Source organism: Glycomyces tritici (assembly GCF_030403505.1).
This window is the reverse complement of sequence record NZ_JAUEMJ010000001.1, coordinates 118029-133214: the sequence shown is the minus strand read 5'-3', so window position 1 is coordinate 133214 and position 15186 is coordinate 118029. Positions and strand designations below refer to the sequence as shown.

Annotated in this window: 15 protein-coding genes; 9 read left to right on the top strand and 6 right to left on the bottom strand. The window is 70.2% G+C overall.

Annotation, left to right across the window (positions count from 1 at the left end; genetic code table 11):
• The first annotated feature begins 3 nt into the window (after positions 1 to 3).
• Entirely contained in the window at positions 4 to 765 is a 762-nt protein-coding gene (locus QWI33_RS00565) for a YebC/PmpR family DNA-binding transcriptional regulator (protein ID WP_289953840.1), read from the top strand.
• A gap of 55 nt (positions 766 to 820) precedes the next feature.
• On the opposite strand, the gene QWI33_RS00560 is transcribed toward QWI33_RS00565, so the two are convergent.
• Positions 821 to 2071, bottom strand: coding sequence for a multidrug effflux MFS transporter (locus QWI33_RS00560; RefSeq protein WP_289953839.1), 1251 nt, complete (start codon positions 2069 to 2071; stop codon positions 821 to 823).
• Positions 2072 to 2342: 271 nt separating this feature from the next.
• Here QWI33_RS00560 and ruvC point away from each other — a divergent pair, with 271 nt between their 5' ends.
• From ruvC to secF, 6 genes are all read left to right on the top strand, one after another.
• On the top strand, positions 2343 to 2861 hold the full coding sequence (gene ruvC, locus QWI33_RS00555; protein ID WP_353895338.1) for a crossover junction endodeoxyribonuclease RuvC: 519 nt from the start codon (positions 2343 to 2345) through the stop codon (positions 2859 to 2861).
• Positions 2858 to 3457 (top strand): Holliday junction branch migration protein RuvA, encoded by a 600-nt coding sequence (ruvA, locus tag QWI33_RS00550; RefSeq protein WP_289953837.1) that lies wholly within the window; start codon positions 2858 to 2860, stop codon positions 3455 to 3457. The genes ruvC and ruvA overlap by 4 nt, the downstream gene beginning before the upstream one ends.
• A 2-nt stretch (positions 3458 to 3459) precedes the next feature.
• On the top strand, positions 3460 to 4521 hold the full coding sequence (gene ruvB, locus QWI33_RS00545; protein ID WP_289953835.1) for a Holliday junction branch migration DNA helicase RuvB: 1062 nt from the start codon (positions 3460 to 3462) through the stop codon (positions 4519 to 4521).
• A gap of 108 nt (positions 4522 to 4629) precedes the next feature.
• A complete protein-coding gene (gene yajC / locus QWI33_RS00540; protein WP_289953833.1) occupies positions 4630 to 5094 on the top strand; it encodes a preprotein translocase subunit YajC in 465 nt (154 codons plus the stop codon).
• Positions 5095 to 5250: 156 nt separating this feature from the next.
• Complete coding sequence (secD, locus tag QWI33_RS00535; protein WP_289953831.1) at positions 5251 to 7083, top strand: protein translocase subunit SecD; 1833 nt, start codon at positions 5251 to 5253, stop codon at positions 7081 to 7083.
• Between the two features lie 9 nt (positions 7084 to 7092).
• The gene (gene secF, locus QWI33_RS00530; RefSeq protein WP_289953829.1) at positions 7093 to 8292 is read left to right on the top strand and encodes a protein translocase subunit SecF; all 1200 of its coding nucleotides are present in this window, start codon (positions 7093 to 7095) and stop codon (positions 8290 to 8292) included.
• A gap of 102 nt (positions 8293 to 8394) precedes the next feature.
• On the opposite strand, the gene QWI33_RS00525 is transcribed toward secF, so the two are convergent.
• The gene (locus QWI33_RS00525) at positions 8395 to 8658 is read right to left on the bottom strand and encodes a YtxH domain-containing protein (RefSeq protein WP_289953826.1); all 264 of its coding nucleotides are present in this window, start codon (positions 8656 to 8658) and stop codon (positions 8395 to 8397) included.
• Positions 8659 to 8801: 143 nt separating this feature from the next.
• On the opposite strand from QWI33_RS00525, the gene QWI33_RS00520 reads away from it, so the two are divergent.
• Entirely contained in the window at positions 8802 to 10013 is a 1212-nt protein-coding gene (locus QWI33_RS00520) for an FAD-dependent oxidoreductase (protein WP_289953825.1), read from the top strand.
• Here QWI33_RS00520 and QWI33_RS00515 read toward each other — a convergent pair.
• The 4 genes from QWI33_RS00515 to QWI33_RS00500 form a co-directional block, all read right to left on the bottom strand.
• Positions 10010 to 10492, bottom strand: coding sequence for a hypothetical protein (locus tag QWI33_RS00515; RefSeq protein WP_289953822.1), 483 nt, complete (start codon positions 10490 to 10492; stop codon positions 10010 to 10012). The genes QWI33_RS00520 and QWI33_RS00515 overlap by 4 nt on opposite strands.
• Before the next feature lie 66 nt (positions 10493 to 10558).
• Positions 10559 to 12904 carry a RelA/SpoT family protein gene (locus tag QWI33_RS00510; RefSeq protein ID WP_435367551.1) on the bottom strand — a complete coding sequence of 782 codons (2346 nt, stop codon included), beginning with the start codon at positions 12902 to 12904 and terminating at the stop codon, positions 10559 to 10561.
• A gap of 131 nt (positions 12905 to 13035) precedes the next feature.
• Positions 13036 to 13953, bottom strand: coding sequence for a peptidylprolyl isomerase (locus tag QWI33_RS00505; protein ID WP_289953819.1), 918 nt, complete (start codon positions 13951 to 13953; stop codon positions 13036 to 13038).
• 33 nt (positions 13954 to 13986) lie between these two features.
• Positions 13987 to 14304: a hypothetical protein gene (locus QWI33_RS00500; RefSeq protein WP_289953817.1), complete on the bottom strand. Its 318-nt coding sequence runs from the start codon at positions 14302 to 14304 to the stop codon at positions 13987 to 13989.
• A gap of 162 nt (positions 14305 to 14466) precedes the next feature.
• Between QWI33_RS00500 and QWI33_RS00495 the strand changes: the two genes are divergently transcribed.
• Positions 14467 to 15141, top strand: coding sequence for an MBL fold metallo-hydrolase (locus QWI33_RS00495; RefSeq protein WP_289953815.1), 675 nt, complete (start codon positions 14467 to 14469; stop codon positions 15139 to 15141).
• Positions 15142 to 15186 lie beyond the last annotated feature (45 nt).

The following is a 15186-nucleotide window of genomic DNA, read 5'->3' as shown; positions in this document are numbered from 1 at the left end:
GGTATGAGTGGCCACTCCAAGTGGGCGACGACCAAGCACAAGAAGGCCGCGATCGACGCCAAGCGGGGGAAGATCTTCGCGAAGCTCATCAAGAACATCGAGGTCGCGGCGCGCACCGGCGGTCCTGACCCGACCGGCAACCCGACGCTCTTCGACGCGATCCAGAAGGCCAAGAAGAGCTCGGTCCCCAACGACAACATCGACCGCGCGGTCAAGCGCGGCGGCGGCCTCGACGGCGGCGGCGTCGACTACGAGACCCTCATGTACGAGGGGTACGCGCCCGGCGGCGTCGCGGTGCTCATCGAGTGCCTCACCGACAACCGCAACCGGGCCGCGGCCGAGGTCCGCGTGGCGCTGACGCGCAACGGCGGCTCGCTCGGCGAGGCCGGCTCGGTCGGCTACATGTTCTCCCGCAAGGGCACGATCATCGTCTCGCCCGACGAGAAGCTCACCGAGGACGACATCCTCATGGCGGTCCTCGACGCCGGCGCCGAAGAGGTCAACGACCTCGGCGAAGGCGGCTTCGAGGTGCTGTGCGAGCCCACCGACCTGGTCGCGGTGCGCACCGCGCTCCAGGAGGCCGGGATCGACTACGACTCGGCCGAGGCCGGCTTCCAGGCCTCCATGCACATCGCGGTCGACGTCGACGGCGCCCGCAAGGTGCTCCGCGTGGTCGACGCCCTGGAGGACTCCGACGAGGTCCAGAACGTGTGGACCAACGCGGACATCAGCGACGAGGTCTTCGCGCAGCTCGACGCGGAGTAGCGACCGGCGAAAAGGGGCCCGCGGCGGATGCCGCGGGCCCCTTTCACGTTGCCGTCTAAGCGATGCCGGGTACCGGCTTGCGGCGGTAGACCACGATCGTCCACGCGACCGCGGCGGCCGTCGCCAGCGCGTACACGCCGATGCCGAGCGTCATGCTCGCCAGCGTCACGCCGCCCACGGTCGCGAGCGCCGGCAGGACGCCGCCGGCCGCCATCTGGAGCGAGCCCATGAACGCGGAGGCGGTGCCGGCGATCTGCGGCGGCTGCGAGGACATCGCTGCCGCGCCCGCGTTCGGGAACACGATGCCGCAGCCGAACATCATCACGATGATCCCGACCGGGACCGTCCACAGGTTCTCGGCGCCAGCGAACTGCACGCCCGCGAGCCAGGCGACGCCCGAGAGCGAGACGATCATGCCCGCGATCATGCGGTTGCTCGACCTGGAGCGGTCGATGAGGAGCATGTTGAGCTGGTTGCCGGCCAGCAGCGCGAGCGTGCCGAAGGCGAACAGCAGCGAGAAGAAGCCGGGGGAGGCCCCGAGCTCCTCCTGCGAGATGAAGCTGAACGTCGACACGTAGGTGAACAGCATCGAGAAGTTCATGAGCACCGCGATCGTGGGCGCGATGAAGTGCGCGTCGCGCACCAGCGTCACCAGGGCCGAGCCGAACTCGCGGCCGGTCATCGTGCGCCGGTCCTCGGCGGGGAGGCTCTCGGGGAGGAACCTCCACACCAGGAACGTCGACAGCGCGGACAGGACCGCCATGAACACGAACACGGTCTGCCACGGGCCGAAGCGGATGAGCTGGGCGCCGACGATCGGGCCGAGCATCGGCGCGAGCATCGTGACGAACATCATCTTCGCCGTGAACCGGGTCATGTCGTCCCCGGAGAAGTGGTCGCGGATGACCGCGCGGGCCACGACCACGCCGGCCGCGCCGGACAGACCCTGGAGGAAGCGCAGCCCGACGAGCAGGTCCGCGCTGGTCGCCACCGCGCACAGCAGCGAGGCGAGCGTGAAGACCGACATGCCGATGAGCAGCGGCTTGCGTCGTCCGAACCGGTCGGAGAGCGGGCCGATGACGGCCTGGCCGAGGCCCATGCCGATCATCATCGACGTGAGGGTGAGCTGAATGCGGCTCTCCGGGCTGCCGAAGGCCTCGGCCATCGCCGGGAACGCGGGGAGGTAGAGGTCGATCGCGATCGGCGCGGTCGCCGAGAGCGCGCCGAGTACGAACACCATCGTGGCGATGAAGCGTCGTGAGTGTCCGGGCGCGGCGACGGGCGGGATGAAGACAGCAGCAGACACAGTGATTCCAACAGGTTCGCGGGGCGGAGTAAGGACGGCGGGAAGCCGGGATCGCGCCTCGCGCTGCTCGCCGATGGGAGGCGGGCGCGACCGGTCCGGCCTGCAACAAGCCAAGCACGTTACTAGCCGACCGGCAAGTGGTTTATGGGCAAGGCCACCGGTCCGATTCCCGACTGACGGCGATCAACACGATCGCTCCCCACGACGTGCTTCGGACCGAACGTCAGTGCGGCCGGATAAGCTGACGCGAGTCCAGCGACAGGAGGAACGCGTGCGCGTCATGGGGATCGACCCGGGCCTGACCCGGTGCGGCGTCGGCATCGTCGACGGCCGCCCCGGAGCACCCGGCACCATGGTCGCCGTCGGCGTCGTCCGCACCGATCCCGAAGCGCCCCTTGCCGACCGGCTCCTCGCCCTCGACGACGGCCTCCGCGCCTACCTCGAGGAGCACGAGCCCGAGGCCGTGGCCGTCGAACGCGTCTTCAGTCAGCACAATGTGGCCAGTGTCATCGGCACCGCGCAGGCCTCCGGCATCGCGCTCCTCGCCGGCGCCCGCCTCGGACTGCCCACCGCGACCTACACGCCGTCCGAAGTGAAGTCCGCCGTCTGCGGCAGCGGAACCGCCGACAAGCGCCAGGTCACCAGCATGGTCACGCGCATCCTGCGCCTCAAGGAGGCGCCCAAGCCCGCCGACGCGGCCGACGCCCTCGCCATCGCCATCTGCCACCTGTGGCGCGGCGGCGTCAAGGCCCGGATCGCCGCCGCCGTCAAGAAGGAGAGCGCCCGATGATCGCCCAGCTCACCGGCACCATCGCCTCCGTCAGCGAGTCCTACGCCGTCGTCGACGTCCAAGGCGTCGGCTACGCCGTCCACGCCGGCGCCCACACCCTCGCCAACCTCAAAGTCGGCTCGCAGGCCGTCCTCGCCATCTCCACCATCGTCCGCGAGGACTCGATCACCTTGCACGGCTTCAACACCGCCGAAGAACGCGACCTGTTCGAACTGCTCCAGAACGCCCAGAAGATCGGCCCGCGCATCGCCCGCGACGCCGTCGAAGTGCTCCGGCCCGACGCGATCCGCCGCGCCATCGCCACCGGCGACACCGCGACCCTCACCCGCATCCCCGGCGTCGGCCAGAAGAGCGCCGAGCGCATCGTCCTCGACCTCGCCGACAAGATCGGCCCCGTCGACCTCGGCGGCGTCCCCAAACAGCCCGGCGGCCGCCCCGGCGGCTGGAGGACCCAGGTCAGCCAGGGCCTCCAGGCCCTCGGCTGGTCCGCCAAGGAGGCCGAGACCGCCGTCGAGAAGCTCGACGCCGAAGGCGCGGACGGCACCGACGTGCCCTCACTCCTCAAGCAGGCCATCCGCCTCCTCGGGAAGCGATAGCGATGGAACGCCCCGACGACTACTCCGCAGAGGAATGGACAGCGGCCCTCACCGCCGCCGAGGCCACCGAACTCGACCGCCTCGCCGAAGAGGGCATCCGCCCCGGCAAGCTCGACGACGTCATCGGCCAGACCCGCGTCCGCGAGCAGATCAGCCTCCTCCTCGAAGGCGCCCGCCGCCGCGGCGCCTCCCCCGACCACCTCCTGCTCTCCGGCCCGCCCGGCCTCGGCAAGACCACCCTCGCGATGATCGTCGCCGCCGAACTCGGCGTCGGCATGCGCCAGACCTCCGGCCCCGCCATCGAGCGCTCCGGCGACCTCGCCGCGATCCTCACCAGCCTCGGCCCGAACGAAGTCCTCTTCATCGACGAGATCCACCGCATCGCCCGCCCCGCCGAAGAACTCCTCTACACCGCCATGGAGGACTTCCGCGTCGACGTCATCGTCGGCAAAGGCCCCGGCGCCACCGCCATCCCCCTCGAACTCGAGCCGTTCACCCTCGTCGGCGCCACCACCCGCGCCGGGCTCCTCACCGGCCCGCTGCGCGACCGCTTCGGCTTCCTCGGCCAGCTCGAGTTCTACAGCGACGCCGAACTCGAAGCGATCTGCACCCGCTCCGCCGGCATCCTCGACGTCGCCATCGACCCCGCCGGCGCCGCCGAGATCGCCGGCCGCTCCCGCGGCACCCCCCGCATCGCCAACCGCCTCCTGCGCCGCGTCCGCGACTTCGCCCAGGTCCGCGCCGACGGCGTCATCACCGCCAAGGTCGCCTCCGACGCGCTCGCCCTCTACGACGTCGACGAACTGGGCCTCGACCGCCTCGACCGCGCCGTCCTGCGCGCCCTGTGCGGCACCTTCAACGGCGGTCCCGTCGGCCTGACGACCATCGCCGTCGCCGTGGGGGAGCAGCCCGACACGGTCGAAGAGGTCTGCGAGCCGTTCCTCGTGCGCGCCGGCCTCCTCGCCCGCACCCCCCGGGGCCGCGTCGCCACCGCCGCCGCCTGGCACCACCTGGGCCTCAACCCCCCGAACGCCGAAGGGCTCTTCGGCAGCGGCGACGCGTAGGGTGGTCCATAGGGGGGACGGAGCGTCACGCCCGGCGGGATAGACTCCGCCCACGTCACCCACCGACGACATCGACATTTTGTACGGCAACCGACGAAAGGCACCACCGTGCTCGCATCCGCAGACGTCCTCGCGCAGGACGGCGCCGGCAGCTCGAACTTCATGTTCCTCATCATGATCGTGGGCTTCATCGCCCTCATGTACTTCGTGATGATCCGCCCGCAGCGCAAGCGGCAGAAGGAACAGCAGGACATGCAGAGCAACGTGGCCCCCGGCGCCCGCGTCATGACCATCGGCGGCCTCTACGGCACCGTCGTCGACTCCGACGACGAGACCGTCACCCTCGAAGCCAGCGACGACAACTTCCTGGTCTTCGCCCGCCAGGCGATCGCCAAGGTCATCACCCCCGCCGAGACCGTCGAGACCGCCGAGGAGACCTCCGGCGAGGAGCTCGCCGAAGCGGACGCCACCCTCTCCGACGAGGACCTCGACAAGCTCCGCGCCACCGACGAGGCCTCCGGCGAAGACGAGAAGGGCAAGCACGCGGGCAACCCCGACCGCAAGGACTACTAGCCCCACCCCTGGGCCCTGCACCGCCTTTGAGGCACCCGTCCTAGAATGAGGCCCGCCGAGGGTACGTGTGCGAGAGCACAGCCGCGGCGCGCTCCCCGCGCGCCGGCGGCGTCCTCGCGCCCGCCCCTATTCGAGTTCTGAGGAAGAGACCGACCATTGGCTTCAGTAACGGGCGCTGACCGCCCACGGAAGAAGATCCAGCGCAAGCGCCTGCCAGTCGCCCCCTACTTCGTGGCGCTGTTCCTGGTGCTCGCGATCCTGTGGGTCGCCGCGCTGGCGGGCTCCGGATGGAAGTTCCCCACGCCGAAGCTCGGTCTCGACCTGCAAGGCGGCCTGTCGATGACATTGACGGCCTACCAGCAGGGGAGTGACGAGCCCCCCTCGCCCGAGACCATGGAGCAGGCCCGCCAGATCATCGAGGGCCGCGTCAACTCGACCGGTGTCTCCGAGCCCGAGGTCTACGTCGAGGGCAACGAGAACATCGTCGTGAACGTCGCCGGCGACGACATCGACGAGCAGGCCCTGCGCGACGTCGGCGCCCCCGCCGAACTCCGGTTCCGCATCGTCACCAACTCGGTCGCCGACACCTCCGCGCTCGAGGAGCAGCTCGCCGAGGAGGCCCCGACCGAGGAGCCCACCGACGGCGCCGCCAGCGAGGAGCCCACCGCCGAGACCTCTGAGACGCCCGCCGAGGACGCCTCCGAGACGCCGAGCGAAGAGGCCACCAGCGAAGCGGGCTCGGGCCAGGCGCCCACCACCGACGAAGTGGCCGCCACCCTCGACGAGGTGTGGGCCAAGGTCGGCCCCGACGCGGCCGCGGCCGCCCAGGCGCTCACCGCCGCCCCCGACGAGGCCACCAGCGCCATCCTGGAGCCCTTCGGCGCGCTCACGCCCGAAGAGGTCGCTCTCCTGCCGGCCACCGTGCAGTTCTACCTCCCGCAGATCACCTGCGAGACCCTCGACGCGCGCCCGCCGGGCGCCGTCCAGCAGCCCGACATCGAGGTCACCGCCTGCAAGGCCCCTGAGCCCGCCGCGGCAGACGACCCGTCGCTGACCTTCCAGTACAAGTACCTGCTGCAGCCCGCGACCGTGCTCGGCTCCGACGTGACCTCCGCCGACGTCGGCACCGACCAGGCGAACCTCAACCAGTTCGTGGTCAACGTGCAGTTCTCCACCGAAGGCGCCGAGAAGTGGGGCGCCCTCACCACGCAGAACCTGCAGTCGCAGGTCGCGATCGTCCTCGACAACGAGGTCGTCAGCGACCCCACCATCCAGGAGGTCTCGTCGAACTCGACGCAGATCTCCGGCGACTTCAGCGCGGACGAGGCCAACCAGCTGGCCGACCAGCTCAACTTCGGCTCGCTGCCCACGAACTTCGTGGTCCAGACCGTCAACGAGGTCACCGCGACCCTCGGCGTCGACCAGCTCGAGGCGGGCGTGTTCGCGATGGCGATCGGCCTGCTGCTGGTCATCATCTACTGCTTCATCTACTACCGCGTGATCGGCTTCGTCGTCCTCGGCAGCCTCGTCGTCGCGGCCGCGATCCTGTATCCGACCGTGTCGCTCCTGGGCACCCAGATCGGCTTCACGATGACCCTCGCGGGCATCGCGGGCTTCGTGGTCGCGGTCGGCATCACCGCCGACTCGTTCGTCGTCTACTTCGAGCGAATAAAGGAGGAGATGGCCGGAGGCCGGTCCGTGCGCTCGGCCGTGCCGAGGGCCTGGGTCCGCGCGCGGCGCACCATCCTCTCCGCCAGCGCCGTCTCGATGATCTCCGCGATCGTCCTGTACATCCTGGCCATCGGCCCGGTCCGGGGCTTCGCCTTCACGCTCGGCCTGTCCACGGTCGTCGACCTCCTGGTGGTGTTCGTGTTCACCCACCCGCTGGCCGAGTGGATGGCCCGCGGCAGGGTCCTCAGCAACCAACACCTCTCGGGGCTCCACTCCAAAGCGACCCCGGCCACCGCCGATGCGGCCGCGAAGGCCTAAGGAGATCCGATGAGCACCAAGCAGACCGGGCGCGGCGAGAAGCGCCCCAACATCTTCAGCCAGCTGTACCGGGGCGAGACGGACTTCCAGTTCGTCGCGCACCGCAAGAAGTTCTACATCGCCTCCGCCGTGGTCGTCGCGGCCCTCGCGATCGTCATGCTCACCAAGGGCTTCGTCCTCGGCATCGACTTCGCCGGCGGTGTGCAGTACAACGTCCCGGCCGGTGAGACCGCCGCGTCCCTCGAGGACGTCGAGAGCGCGGCCGCCTCGGCCGGGGCCGACGTGGCCTCCGGCCAGGTCGTGGGCTCGGGCGAGGACCGGTCCTACATCGTCCGCATCGGCGAGCTCTCCACGGACGAGGCCTCCTCGATCCGCGAGGCGATCGCCGCCGAGGCCGGGATCGGCACCGAGGCGATCTCGGTCTCCGAGGTCTCGGCGACCTGGGGCGAGTCGGTCTCCCGGCAGGCCCTGATCGCGCTCGGCGTGTTCATGGTCCTGGTGGGCGTGTTCATCTGGATCCGGTTCGAGCGGCGCATGGCCATCGCGGCCCTCGCGGCGCTGGTCCACGACCTGGTGCTGACCGCGGGCTTCTACGCCTTGGTCGGCTTCGAGATCACGCCGTCGACCATCGTCGGCATGCTGACGATCCTCGGCTACTCGCTGTACGACACGGTGGTGGTCTTCGACAAGGTCCAGGAGAACACGGCGCAGCTGCTCCAGACCCGGAGCAAGACCTTCGCCGAGGGCGTCAACGACGCGATCAACCAGACGCTCATGCGCTCGATCAACACCTCGCTCATCGGGGTGCTGCCGGTGGCCGCGCTGCTGTTCGTCGGCGTGGGCCTGCTGGGCGTCGGCACGCTGAAGGACCTCGCGCTCGTGCTGTTCGTCGGCATGATCGTGGGCGCGTACTCGTCGATCTTCCTGGCCGCGCCGTGGGTGGTCGACATGGCCGAGCGCGCCGCCGTCATCCGCCGCCACAACCAGAAGGTCGCCAACAAGCGGTCCGGGGCGGACGACGAGAAGCCCGCCCGCAAGGGCGCCCCGAAGGCCGCTGACAAGGCCGTTGACGGGGACGACGACCGCCTCGTGCTGGCCAAGAGCGACGACCTCCCGCTGGAGCTGCTGGAGGAGCCCGAGAAGGCTTCGAGCGGCTCGGGCGGCGGGAACCGCTCCGGCGGCGGCGCGAAGAAGCGCAAGCGTCGCTAAGGCATTCTCAGCGCACACGAATCGGCGGGCGGACCTGGTAGGTCCGCCCGCCGATCCGCGCTGGTGGCTCACTCGTGAACCGGCGGCGCGAGGCCGCGTGCGTTATCGGGCGTTGTCGCCCTTCATCTTGCCGAGGAGGCCTTGGGCCTTCTCTTTCGCCTTGTCGGCGTATTCGTCCATCTTATCGCCGGCCGGCGACTCTTTGGCCTTGTTGTACAGATCCTCGGCCTTGTCCTTCATGTTGCCGGTCCGGTTCGAGGCCTTGTCCCTCATGTCGCCGGTCCGGCCCGAGGCCTGGCCCCGCGCGTCGTCGGTCCGGTCCGTGACCTTGTCCTTGGCCTCGTTGAACTTGTCCTGCATCCCCACGATGAAACCCCTCCTGTGTGAGTCGGTTTCACTATAGGGGCGGGTGGGGCGCCTCGCCGGAATTTCGGATACATCCCAGGTCGATGCCCGAACGCTACCGGAGGATGACGCGCCCTGGGCCGCTTGCGCCGTACGGTCGCCCCATGAACGACATGGAACGCACCGGGCGGGCCCGCACCGCGATCGTCATCGGCGGCGGCGTGGCCGGTCCCGTGGCCGCTCTGGCCCTGGCCAAGGCCGGTATCGACGCCACCGTGTTCGAGGCGCACCGCCCGGGCACGGGCTCGCGCGGAGGACCGCTGACGTTGGCCTCCAACGGCCTGAACGCCCTGCGCGTGGTCGGCGCGGACCGGGTTCTGGCGGGGGAGGGCATCCCCACGCCGCGGATGACCATCCACTCGGGATCGGGGAAGGTCCTCGGCACGATCGAGTCCGCCGCCGATCTTCCGGCGAACACGACCCTGCCGCGCGGGCGGATGTCCGAACTGCTCCAGGCGCACGCGGCGGGGGCCGGGGTGCCGTTCGTGTACGGCAAGCGGCTCGTGGACGCGGTGGACACCGGGCGCAGCGTCATCGCCCAGTTCGACGACCACACCACCCACGAGGCGGACCTGCTGATCGGCTGCGACGGCATCCGCTCGACGGCGCGCGGGCTCATCGACCCCGCCTCGCCGAAGCCGCGCTACACGGGCCTCATCGGCCTGGGCGGGTTCAGCGACGCGCCGCTCGGCGTGAGCGACACCGGAGGCTCGTTCCACATGGTCTTCGGCCGCAGGGCCTTCTTCGGGCACGTCTCGGACGGCGCGCGCACCGGCTGGTTCGCGAACCTGCCGTTCAAGTCCTTCACCCGGGAGCAGCTGGCGGCCACCTCGTACGAGGAGTGGATCGCCTTGATGCGCAAGCTGTTCGCGGACGACCGGAGCGCGGCCGGGCTGATCCTCGACCACGTGACGCCCGAGGCGTTCATCCCGGCGTCGCCGCTGGAGGACCTGCCGCACGTCCCCGTCTGGTCCAAGGGCCGAATCGTCCTCATCGGCGACGCCGCGCACGCCACCTCGCCCTCCTCGGGCCAGGGCGCGAGCCTTGCGGCCGAATCGGCGGTGGAACTGGCGCGATGCCTGCGCGACCTGCCTGTGCCGCAGGCCTTCCAGGCCTACGAGCGGGCACGCCGGACGCGGGTCGAACGCGTCATCGCCACCGCCGCGCGCACGAACCAGTCGAAGGCCGCCGGCCCGGTCGCGGCCCGCTTCAGAGACGCCCTCATGCCGTTCTTCATGGCCCGCTTCACCACTCCGGGGAAGACGGCATGGCAGTACGCCCACACCGTCGACTGGGACGAGCCCGCGGTCGCCTAGCGGCCGACGGCCTGCGCGAGTTGCTCGAGGAAGACGCGCTCGCCTTCGGAGACGGCGACCTTCTTGCTGAAGAAGCCGCCGTCCTTGGTCTTCACGGACTCGGCGATGACGGTGGCGATCCGCAGGAGCCAGTCGGCGTACGCCTCGGCGTCGACCGCGTCGGCCCGCTCCCGCAGGAGCGCGGTGGCGTCCTCGGCCTGCTTGAGCGCCTGGGTCATCGCCTCGTCCTCGAACGGGAGCTCGCGGTCGTCCTCTGCGGGGTCCGTGCCGCGCTCGCGCAGCCGGGTGGCGACGTCCTTCACGAAGGGGTTCTCGTGGCGCTGGGCCGCGCGGAACTCCTTGGCGCCGGCGGTGACCTCCTTGAGGAACGCGAGGGCGTTCCGGTGGCCGTCGGCGACGATCGCGCCCTTCATGACCACGCCGGGGGTGTCCAGGAGCAGGTCGAGGTCGTCGCCGGCGAAAGCCGAGAGCTCAGTCATGTCAACGCTTTCCGTCGGGTTGGTACGTGAACACGGCCCAACCTACCGGGCGCCGGCGCGCTGCGCTCAGGAGCGCTCGGCGCCGGTGAGCCGGTACGCGTCGTACACGCCGTCGACCTTGCGGATCACCTTGATGATGTGGTCGAGGTGCTCCGGGTTGGCCATCTCGAACGTGAAGCGCGACAAGGCGACCCGGTCGCGGGTCGTGGTCACCGTGGCCGAGAGGATCGAGACCCGCTCGCCCGAGAGGACCTGCGTGACGTCCGCGAGGAGCCGGTGGCGGTCGAGCGCCTCGACCTGCACGGTGGCGACGAACGTCGCCTGGTCGTCCTCATGGGACCAGTGCACTTCGAGCACCCGGTCGGGCTGCAGTTCGATGCGCTCCTCGGCGTTCTCGCAGTCCCTGCGGTGCACCGAGATCACGTGGTAGCGCGTGGCGAAGCCGATGATCGGGTCGCCCGGGATCGGGTTGCAGCAGTGGGCGAGGCGCACCGGCATCTCGCCCTCCTCCATGCCCGCCACGGTGACGGCGGCGTGGATGTCGCCGTGCGCCTCGGGGACGATCCGGGCCGGCTGCGTGGGCGCGGTGGCCTCGGCCATGTCCTCGGCGGCGCCCTCGGCCCCGCCCTGGACGTCCAGGAGCCGCTGCACGACCTGCGTGGGCGAGACGTGGTGCTCGCCCAGGGCCGCGTACAGCGCCTCGACGTCCTTGAGGTTCAGGTCCTTCGCGAGCGACGTCAGGTTGTCGTGGGTGAGCATGCGCTGCAGCGGGAGCCGGCGCTTGCGCATGGCCCGCGTCAACTCGTCCTTGCCCAGCTCGATCGCCTCTTCGCGGCGCTCGCGCTTGAAGTGCTGCTTGATCTTGGTGCGGGCGCGCGGGCTCTTGACGAACCCCAGCCAGTCCTCGCTGGGGGAGGCGTTCTCGGAGTTCGAGGTGAAGACCTCGACCACGTCGCCGTTCGACAGGGTCGACTCCAGCGGCACGATCTTGCCGTTGACCTGCGCGCCGATGCAGCGGTTGCCGACCTCGGTGTGCACGGCGTACGCGAAGTCCACGGGCGTCGAGCCCGCCGGGAGGGCGACCACGTCGCCCTTCGGCGTGAACACGTACGCCTCGGAGGAGGCCAGGTCGAAGCGGAGCGCGTCCAGGAACTCGGACGGGTCGGCGGCCTCGCGCTGCCAGTCCAGGAGCTGGCGCAGCCACGCCATGTCGTCGATGTGGGCCGGGGGACCGGCCACAGTGGAGTTCTTGGTCTCCTTGTACTTCCAGTGCGCGGCGATGCCGTACTCGGCGGTGCGGTGCATCGCCCACGTGCGGATCTGGATCTCCACGGGCTTGCCGTTCGGACCGATCACCGTGGTGTGCAGCGACTGGTACATGTTGAACTTCGGCATCGCGATGTAGTCCTTGAAGCGCCCCGGCACCGGCTGCCAGTTCGCGTGGATCACACCGAGCGCCGCATAGCAGTCCCGCTCGCTCTCGACGAGGATGCGCAGGCCCACCAGGTCGTAGATGTCGTTGAAGTCGCGGCCGCGCACGATCATCTTCTGGTAGATCGAGTACAGGTGCTTCGGGCGCCCGGAGACCTCGGCCTTGATCCGCGAGTTCTTCAGGTGGTCCTTGACCTGCGCGATGACCTGCTGCAGCAGCATCTCCCGCTGCGGGGAGTGCTCCGAGACCAGGCGCGCGATCTCCGAGTACCGCTTCTTGTACAGCGTCGCGAAGGAGAGGTCCTCCAGCTCCCACTTGATGGTGTTCATGCCCAGGCGGTGGGCGAGCGGGGCGAGGATCTCCAGCGTCTCGCGGGCCTTCTGCTCCTGCTTCTCGGGCGGCAGGAACGTCAGGGTCCGCATGTTGTGCAGGCGGTCGGCGAGCTTGATGACGAGCACCCGCGGGTCCTTGGCCATCGCCACGACCATCTTGCGGATCGTCTCGGCCTTCGCCGCGTCGCCGAGCTTCACCTTGTCGAGCTTGGTGACGCCGTCCACGAGCAGCGCGACCTCGCCGCCGAACTCCTCCGACAGCTCTTCCAGCCGGTAGTCGGTGTCCTCCACCGTGTCGTGCAGGAGCGCGGCCACGAGCGTGTTCGTGTCCATGCCCAGCTCGGCCAGGATCGAGGAGACCGCGAGCGGGTGCGTGATGTACGGGTCGCCGGACTTGCGGAACTGCCCGTTGTGCAGCTCCTCCGCCCGCGTGTAGGCCTGCTGGAGCAGCCGCACGTCGGCGCGCGGGTGCGCGGCGCGGTGGGCGGCCACCAGCGGCTCGAGGACCTCCGGGAGCTGCGAGGCCTGCCAGGGCGCGTTGAAGCGCGCCAGACGGGCTCGCATCCGCCGCCCCGTCGGGGGCCCGGTGGGGCCGCCCGAGGTCGGCGCGGCGTCAGCGGACTTGCCGGACGCGGCTCGCTCGGTCACCACGCACGCCTCCTCGGTGTCAGCACGGTTCGACGACTTCGCAAATGATCAACAAAGCCTCGAGCTCCATCCTAGCCGCGCTGGGTGGTGTGATCGCCCACCGATGCCCGGAGTGAGACCCGCCCGGCGTGCTACATGCCCGGGACGGCGACCTCCATCGCCCCGGCGGCCGCCACCTGCTCGACGATGTCGAGCCCGGCGGTCACCTGGCCCAGGATCGTGTAGTCGGCGGGCAGCTGCGTGTCCTTGTACACGATGAAGAACTGGCTGCCCGTGGTGCCGGGGCCGGCGTTCGCCATCGCGATGGTCCCGACCGGGTAGTTGGCCGCGGCCTGCACCGGCAGGTTCTCCTCGCCGTACGAGTAGCCCGGGGAGCCCTGGCCCGCCATCTCGGGCGTGCCGGCCTCGATCGCGGCGCGCGCGTCGGGGTCGCCGCACTGCAGGACCCAGATGCCGTCGATGACCAGGCGGTGGCACTGCTGGCCGTCGAAGTAGCCCTCCTGCGCGAGGTGCGTGAAGGACCCGGCGGTGCACGGGGCCTCCGCGGTGTCGATGTCGGCGGTGATCGTGCCCAGGTTGGTCACGATCGTCATCTCCTGGCGGCCGGCGGCGGGCTCGGTCCCCGGCGGGGTCGGGCTCGTGCCGTCGGCGGAGGTGTACATGCAGTCCTCGGTCGCGGAGGCGTCCGGCGTGCTCATCTGCACGCACTCGAGGTAGACGTCCTGGGCGGGCTGGCCGTCCGTGACGCCCTCGGTGGCGGTGCCCAGGGCGCCCTCGCCGCTGGGCTCGACGCCGTCGCAGCGCGTCGAAGCGGCCTCGGCCTTGTCCACGAGCGACGCGATGTCCGCGTCGACCGACCCGCCGTCCGCGTCGTCACCGCCGAACACGGCGACGGCGCCCCAGGCGACCAGCGCCAGGGCCACGAGGGCGGCCACGCCGCCGATGCTCCACGCGACGGTCCGCCTGCGGGCCTCTTCCTCGGCCTTGACGGACATGCGCTGCTGCAACTGCTGGCGGGCGGCCAGGCGCTGGGCTTGTTTCGACGCCACCGTCGATCTCCTTCGTCGCGCGTACGGGGGTACTTACTCGGTCGTTTCGGAGGGGGTCTCTGAAGGTGCTTCTGAGGGCTCGGCGCTCGCGGTGGGGTCCGCGGTCGCGTTGGGATCGATCGGGGCCTCGGTGACTTCGGAGGTGGGGGTCTCCTCTGCCACGGGCTCCTCGTCCTTGAAGAACCCCGACTGCCACAGGTAGGCGAGGGTCAGCACCGCGGCGATCGCGAGGAGTCCGCCCAGCGCCTGCAGCTGCCGGCGGCGGCGCAGCTTGGTCGCGAGGCGCGCGTTCTTCTTCGCGTTCGCGATGCGCTGCTTGCGCTGCTCCATGTGCTTGGACTTGGCGGGCACCTGGCCTCCTACGTATGACCGGTCTCGGCGATGCCTGCGAACCGTAAGGACGCACACCGCCCGTTTCAGGGGTTACGAGTTCCGCAGTTTAGCCGGGTCACGTCAGACGCGTCACCGCAGGATGCCCGGTGTATCCTGACCCGGCGAAGGGAGGGGGAGCGGTTGCTCATCGAGACGCTGGTGGCGGATGCGTTCGGCACGAACTGCTACGTGCTGTCGGCCGGTCCCGGATCCGAGTGCGTGGTCGTCGACCCCGGCATCGGCATCGCGCCCCGCCTGGAGGACCTCCTGGCCGAACGCGGCCTCAAGCCCGTCGCCGTGGTCCTCACCCACGGCCACCTCGACCACACCTTCTCAGTGGCCCCGGTGTGCGGCGCGAGCGACATCCCCGCCTACATCCACACCGCGGACCGCCACCTCCTCGAGGACCCCGCCAAGGGCTTCAGCGCCAACATGATGTCGCTCGTGGGCACCGGCCTCGAATGGACCGAACCCGACGACGTGCAGGCCCTCGCCGACGGCGGCGTCGTCGACCTCGCCGGGATGCGCTTCACCGTCGACCACGCCCCCGGCCACACCGCCGGCTCGGCCATGTTCCACACCGCCGACGACGAAGGCCTGTACACGATCACCGGCGACGTCCTCTTCCGCGGCGCGATCGGCCGCACCGACCTGCCCGGGGGCAGCGACGCGGCCATGCAGCACACCCTGCGCCACAAGGTCCTCCCGCTCGACGACGCGACGATCGTCCTGCCCGGGCACGGCCCCAGCTCCACCATCGCGGCCGAACGCGCCCGCAACCCGTACCTCAAGCGCGCAGCGCAGCCCGGCCATTAGCCTCGCCGCGCCGCCTCGTTCCGCACACCACGTTCACCGAACAAC